The following is a 3,725-nucleotide window of genomic DNA, read 5'->3' as shown; positions in this document are numbered from 1 at the left end:
GCCGCACCCCGCCACCCCGTCGGCAAACACCGGCACAAAAAGGACACCCATCGACCCGGAGGACCGAGGGGAAACCTTTAATTTCAAGCTAAGGGGACGTACCCGAAGGTGTACGCGAGCGGCTTGGGCTACGAACCTGTGGTCCGCACGGTCCACGTCGGCTCCACACGCATCATCAACTGGACACTGCAGCGCGACTGGGCGGCCGCCGCAGGCGGCGCCAAGGTCGCTGACTTCAGCGGTGGCGACGACAGCAGCGACGGCTGCGGTCCGGACAGGCTGATCGACCTGTCCACCGCCGCCTGGAGTTCCGATGTGGTGGCCGGCACTAACAGTGCCGGTATCGCCCCGGCTCACAATACGGTCGAGCTGCCCCGGGCCGTTGATATCCGTGAAGTCCTCGTCGACCCGACAGCGGGCTGCGGGGACGACATAACCTCGTCCCTCGGTGACTACCGGATTGAAACGTCGGCCGACGGCACCGCCTGGACCACTGCCGCCGAGGGCCACTTCAAGCCGGCCGACACCGGTCGGCAGAACGCCGTCTCCCTTAAAGCCGGCACCGACCAGGACATCCGGTACGTCCGCCTGACGAAGCTCGGCAGCCAGGTTGCCGACAGCGGACAAGACTGCGCGAAGGACTCCACCCCGTGGGGCTGCAAGTTCGTGGACACAACCGAACTCGTCGTGCTGGGACGCCCGCACCAGGGCTGAGCAGTCTCCCTCGACACCCAGGGTCATTCCCGCCCGCGGCCAGGTCCTTGCCTCGGTGTTTCACCGTGAATTCCGAGAGTGGTGACGTTGCGTCACGAACTGCAAAAGGTGCCCCGTGACCTGCGATGATCCGGCTTGTCGAAGGCTTGGATCATGAGCGGGTGGGGGCACCTTTCACGTGCAGGGTAGCGAGTGGAGTCGGGGTCTGGCGATGTCGGGGGACGGGAAGGGGCAGGTCGGGCATGTGGGCGGGGTGCATCTGCGGCTGCTCGCGGAGCGGACGGGGCTGACCGGGGCGCTGTCGGCGGCGCTGGCCCGGCCTGGGTTCGCGCCGTTGCACGATCGGGGACAGGTGCTGGTGGACCTCGCGGTCGCGATCACCCTGGGCGCGACCTGTATCCGCGACATCCGGCTGCTGGAGCATCAGCGGCCGGTCTTCAGTGCGGTCGCCTCTCAGAGCTCAGACCAGCAAGTTCGTAAAGAGCTGTGTAGATGTCGATGTTGGGGTCAGCATCGTGGGGGCCCACCAACAGTACGGTGGCTGCTGGGGGGCTCTCGAACACGACGATGACGCGCAATGACCGGCCTGAGTTCCGCAGAAATCTGAGCCGGTAGGGCAGCGGTCGCGGGGAACGTGCAGGTCAACGAGGTGGAGCCTGGGGCAACCACCCGCGCCAGCGGCCGGCGTGCATGAGCGAAGCCATGCGCCTGTTCGTGGCTGCACAGCGCCCGAAGCCGGCCACCGAGACGCCGGCCCCGCAGCCGCCAGCAGATAGCGAGCCGCCCGGGACCGCTTTAGCCGCTGTGGCAGCCACCGCCCAGGACCAGGCGGCGAAAGCTTACGAGCAACTCGCACAGGCCCACGAGCGCAACCAGGAACTGATGGAAGAGCGGGGCCTGACCCAGCAACTCGTGCTGAATCTCGCCCGGTTCACCACGGACCTGCAGCAGCAGGTGACAACACTGAAAGATCAGTACGACGAGGAGAACGAGGAGAGTCAGGCACGCCTTGGTGAGCTCACCCAGCAGCTGGAGGCGGCGCAGCGGGAGCTGCGCCGGGCGCGGTCCAGCCGGGACGAGACCGAGGTTCTCCTGGCTCGGCTGCGCAGGCGCAGTGACGAACTGGAGGAGGAACTCGCCCAATCCCGCCGGGTGGTCGTCTCTCCGGAAGAGCCCGAGCTGCCCCCGATGCCGGAAGAGCTGCAGGAGGCGTTCTTCCGAGCCGATTTCGACAGGGCCCTGCGCGCTGCGCAGGGGTTTCTCGAAGATGGCCAGCAGCGGCGGGACGCGGTCAGCGATGAGTGGAGTCTGATCAAGCCGGGCCGGTCGGCGATCCAAACCGTTGATCGTCTGCGGACGGGCTGTCATCTGCTGGGGCGTGCCTTGGGGGGCCTGGCGATGATGTCCGCAGCGGCGCTTCATGTGGCGGCCACCAGGTCCGGCGCGACTGGCTGGACGATCCCCCTGGATCTGCTGATGTTGGTCGGTGTTGTCTTCGTCAGTGACCCGTGGAGCCCGTTGGCGCAGTTGTGGCCGGCGGTCCGCGCCGGCTTCCGCCAAGAGCCGACGCCGGGGCCGATCGTGGTGAGCACGCGGGCGATGGCCGTGCGGGCAGTACGGTGCCTGATCGCTGCGCTCGCCGCGACGGGTGCCGCACTGAGCGTGGAGTGCTCGGTGCAGTGGAGTGCCTGGTGGCTGTTTCCCCTGCTGCCGGCGACCGCGGCCTGCGCCGCGTACACGGTCTTCGGTCACGACCGGCGCGTCGTTCTCCTGGTGCAGCAGGCTCTTGGCGAACTGGGCGCAGACTTCAAGACTCCCCCACAGCCGCATCGCGCTCCGACAGCCACGCTCGGCATGGCGTCACCGGTCGTCGTGAGCGATCCGGAATGGCTTGAGGCACGGCGCCAGGAAGTCGGGGACTCACTCACGGGAGGCTGGAGCGAGAGCGCCCTGTGGATCAAACTGGTCGTGATGTTCTCGGCAGTCCTGGTCAGCATCGCTGCCGCCGGCGTGTTGGCGAACACGGTCTCGCATACGGCCCGCGCCTGGCATACCCCGAGCGGATGGCACTGGGACGGCGTCGTCGCAACGATCGACGATCCGGTCCACGCCTACCTGACCGCGCACTCCACTGGATTGCCCCTGCCCGTCACCGCGCTGCATCTGTTGTGGGTCGCCAGCGGCGCGGCATTGCTGCTGATGAGCTTCATGTTCGGCGGCTTCGGGGCAAGGACGACCTGGATCATTTGGGGCGCCGCCACCATCATTATGGTGTGGTCAGGGACGCCCGAGCCTGGTCGTGAGGTGGCAGCCGGCCTCGCCACGATCGCCTGGGGGATAGCGTCGATCCCGGCGATGCGCGACCTCAACCTGCGATCGATCGCGTCGCACAGCGTAATCGTCGCGAAGGACGCGTAGACGTTGAAAAGAGTATGAAGGGGGCCGGTGGTTCAGGGAAGACCGTGGACCACCGGCCCCTTTGTGTTCTCAACTCGCTTTACGTGTAGGCGGTCTCGCTGTGGGTGCTATCGCCTATGTAGTCGACCCTGGGGGGAGCTGCCCGGGCTCGCGCGGCTCCCGCCGCGGCGGATGGGCTCGATGAGGTCGAAGGCGGTGGCAGCTCATCCTCACTGATCGCGGCGGGGAGGCCTCGGTACGGGTCACATCGCCAAAGGTATGGCGGCGGCCGGGAGTTGGGCCCGGTGCCTGCGGAGTCCGAGGGCTGGGTGCTTCAGTTCGGCGGAGAACAGTACTTCGGCGCGGTGCTCCTTCTCGGGGTCGAACTCGATCAGGACGGCCAGGGGATGGTCGCCGACGAGGGGATGTCGCTTGGTGCTTCGGAAGTCCCAGCGCGGCCGGGGCTGGGAAGCCCCGTAGCCCCGCACGATCCATTCGTGGCCCGTGGGGGAGCCTCCAACCCGAGTTCGACAGTAGGTGGGCACATGGCAGGGGGGAATCTGTGGCGTGACCTGCGGTGATGGGCATGACGGGGCTCCGGGGCCGTTTGCCCA

The 3,725-nt window shown here is 67.3% G+C and carries 3 protein-coding genes; 2 read left to right on the top strand and 1 reads right to left on the bottom strand.

Going from position 1 to position 3,725, the window contains the following annotated elements:
* The first annotated feature begins 108 nt into the window (after positions 1-108).
* Both ABZZ74_RS52935 and ABZZ74_RS52930 read left to right on the top strand, forming a co-directional pair.
* Positions 109-714, top strand: a complete 606-nt coding sequence (locus tag ABZZ74_RS52935) for a discoidin domain-containing protein (RefSeq protein ID WP_356951273.1) — start codon at positions 109-111, stop codon at positions 712-714.
* Between the two features lie 702 nt (positions 715-1,416).
* Positions 1,417-3,132: a hypothetical protein gene (locus ABZZ74_RS52930; RefSeq protein WP_356951272.1), complete on the top strand. Its 1,716-nt coding sequence runs from the start codon at positions 1,417-1,419 to the stop codon at positions 3,130-3,132.
* Positions 3,133-3,374: 242 nt separating this feature from the next.
* Here ABZZ74_RS52930 and ABZZ74_RS52925 read toward each other — a convergent pair whose 3' ends face one another.
* On the bottom strand, positions 3,375-3,599 hold the full coding sequence (locus ABZZ74_RS52925) for a hypothetical protein (protein WP_356951271.1): 225 nt from the start codon (positions 3,597-3,599) through the stop codon (positions 3,375-3,377).
* Positions 3,600-3,725: the final 126 nt, after the last annotated feature.

It is taken from the genome of Streptomyces sp. NPDC006476, assembly GCF_040612015.1.
In the GTDB taxonomy this organism is placed as follows: domain Bacteria; phylum Actinomycetota; class Actinomycetes; order Streptomycetales; family Streptomycetaceae; genus Streptomyces; species Streptomyces griseorubiginosus_B.
Note: the sequence above shows the minus strand (reverse complement) of the source record. Positions and strands in the feature narration are given on the sequence as shown.

Excerpts from the sequence above, each read along its gene's own strand:
- ABZZ74_RS52930 (WP_356951272.1), top strand. The coding sequence starts at position 1,417 with ATGCGCCTGTTCGTGGCTGCACAGCGCCCGAAGCCGGCCACCGAGACG.